The 2874-nt window shown below is 74.5% G+C and carries 1 protein-coding gene; it reads left to right on the top strand.

What is annotated here, in order from left to right; all coding sequences use genetic code 11:
• Positions 1-2874, top strand: a 2874-nt coding sequence (locus ACP4IX_RS35990) for an SDR family NAD(P)-dependent oxidoreductase (protein ID WP_426558828.1), incomplete at both ends; no start/stop codon positions are given.

Raw genomic sequence — 2874 nt, 5'->3', positions numbered from 1 at the left:
GCGCCCACCCCGTGCTCGTCTCGGGCATCACGGAGACACTCGGGGACACCGGCGCGGCCGTCGGGACGCTGCACCGCGACACCGGCGGGCTGGAACGTTTCGTCGAATCCGCCGCCGAAGCGTGGTCCCACGGTGTCGCCGTCGACTGGCCGGCGGTCCTTGGGCCCTACCGGACCCGCACCGTCGAACTCCCCTCCTATCCCTTCCAGCGGCGGCACTTCTGGCTCACGCCGGAACCCGCCGGGACCGACGCCCGCGGACTCGGTCTGACCTCGGCCGGGCACCCGCTGCTGGGCGCCGTGGTCGAACTCGTCGAGGAGGACCGGCTGGTGTGCACGGGGCGGCTCGCCCTCGACACACAGCCGTGGCTCGCTGATCACGCCGTGCACGGCACCGTACTGCTGCCCGGCACCGCGTTCCTCGAGATCGCGATGGCCGTGGGCGCCCGGGTGGGCCTGCGACGGCTCGCCGAACTCACCCTCCAGGCACCGCTGGTGCTCCCGCCCGACGAGGCCGTACAGCTGCGGGTGACCGTCGAGGCTCCGACCGCGAACGGTCAGCGGGAACTGGCCGTGCACTCCCGGCCGCAGGACGCCGACCCAGGTGTTCCGTGGACGCGGCACGCCGCGGCGCTGCTCGACATCGACGACGGCACCGCGGACTTCGACCTCGTCGACTGGCCGCCGCCCGGCGCTCACGAGATCGACGTCGAGACCCGCTACGACACTCTCGCGGAGACGGGCTACGACTACGGTCCCGCCTTCCAGGGCCTGCGCGCCGCCTGGCGCACCGGCCACGACGTCTACGCCGAGGTGAGCCTGCCCGCCGAGCTGGACGCCACCTCCTTCGGGCTGCACCCGGCAGTGCTGGACGCGGCCTTGCACGCGGCCGGCCTGCTCCGCGGGGACGGCGGCACCCTTCTGCCGTTCTCCTGGTCCGGTGTCACCCGCTGCACCGAGGGAGCGGAGGCTCTGCGGGTGTGGCTCAGCGCGAGGGGCGAGGACGGGGTGGCCCTGCGTGTCACCGACAGCGCGGGGAAGCCGGTGCTGTCCGCGGAGACCGTCACGATGCGGCCGCTCACCGCCGACCTGATCGCCGGACGCGGAGCCGACTCGCTGTTCCGGCTGGAGTGGCAGCCGGCCCCGGCCGCCGCGGCCGACGTCGACGTGTGCCTGGTCGCGGACCTGGCCGACGTCCCTGACCCCGTACCGCAGGTGGTCGCCGTACGCTGTCCGGTCGCCGCACGGGACTCGGACGGCCCGGGAGCCGCCCTCGCCGAGGACGCACACCGGTCGGCGCGTTGGGCGCTCGGGCTGGTCCAGGAGTGGCTGGCCGAGGCCCGTTTCACCGGCTCCCGGCTGCTGGTGCTGACCGACGGCGCCGTCGGTCCCGAGGTCACGAACCCGGCCCAGGCCACCGTGTGGGGTCTGATCAGGACCGCGCAGTCCGAACACCCCGACCGCTTCGCGCTGTTGGACTCGGGTGAGGAGCACCGGGACGGCACCGTGCCCGGGGCCGTGCTCACCGAGCCTCAGCTCGCCCTGCGGGCGGGCACGGTCCTCGCCCCTCGCCTGGTCCGGCACACCGCCTTCGCCGGGCCGGGCGGTGCCGTCCGGCTCGACCCGGACGGCACCGTACTCATCACCGGCGGAACCGGGGTGATCGGCGCGTCGGTCGCGCGGCACCTGGTCACCGAGCACGGGGCCCGCCGTCTGCTGCTGGTCAGCCGTCGCGGCCCCGACGCGCCGGGCGCCACGGAACTGGCGGCGGAGCTCTCCGGGTTGGGCGCCGAGGTCTCCCTCGCCGCCTGCGACACCGCCGACCGCGACGCGCTCGCACGGCTGCTGACCGGCGTACGGCTCACCGCCGTCATGCACACCGCGGGTCTGCTGGACGACGGCGTGGTCGGGTCGCTGACCGCGGACCGGCTCGCCGCCGTGATGCGGCCCAAGGTGGACGCCGCCGCGCACCTCGACGAACTGACCGCGGACCAGGACTTGGCGGCCTTCGTCCTGTTCTCCTCGGTGGCGGGGGTGCTCGGCAACCCGGGGCAGGCCAACTACGCCGCGGGCAACGTGTTCCTCGACGCGCTCGCCACCCACCGCCGGGCGGCCGGTCGCCCCGCGACCTCACTCGCCTGGGGCCTGTGGGCCGAACGCAGCGGCCTCACCGGGCACCTGGACGACGACACCCTCTCGACCCGCGGCATCGCCCCGCTCTCCACCGAACAGGGCCTCGGCCTTCTCGACCGGGCGCTCGCCGACGACCTCCCGGTGCTCGTGCCGGCCCGCCTCGACCTGGCCGCACTGCGCTCCGACGCGCTCACCGGGGCCCTGTTCCCGGTGCTGCGCTCGCTGGTACGGGTCCCGCAACGGCGCCCCGGCCAGTCCGGCCTGCGCCGCAGGCTCGGGCTGATGTCCGAGGAGGAGGCCCGCCGCCTGCTGCTCGACCTCGTCAGCACCCAGCTCGCCTCGGTCATCGGCCGCGACTCGGCGGACGGGATCGACCCGGACCAGCCGTTCAAGAGCTTCGGCATCGACTCGCTGCTCGCGGTACAGCTGCGCAACCGGCTCAACTCCGCCACCGGCCTGCGTCTTCCGGCCACCCTTGTCTTCGACCATCCCACGCCGGCCGCCATCGTCGACTTCGCGCTCCCGCTCGTGCGGGAACGCAGCGAGCGCGCCGCCCCGCAGCCCGTCGCCGCCGTCGCACCGCGTACGGACGATGATCCGATCGTGATCGTCGGTATGGGGTGCCGTTTCCCCGGCGGGGTGGACTCGCCGGAGGCGCTGTGGCAGGTCGTCGCCGAGCAGCGCGATGTGATCTCGGGTTTCCCGGCCGACCGCGGCTGGGACCTCGACGGCCTCTACCACC

This window comes from Streptomyces sp. WG5 (genome assembly GCF_049974565.1).
Taxonomy (GTDB): Bacteria; Actinomycetota; Actinomycetes; order Streptomycetales; family Streptomycetaceae; genus Streptomyces.
This window is presented reverse-complemented; position numbering and strand designations above follow the sequence as displayed.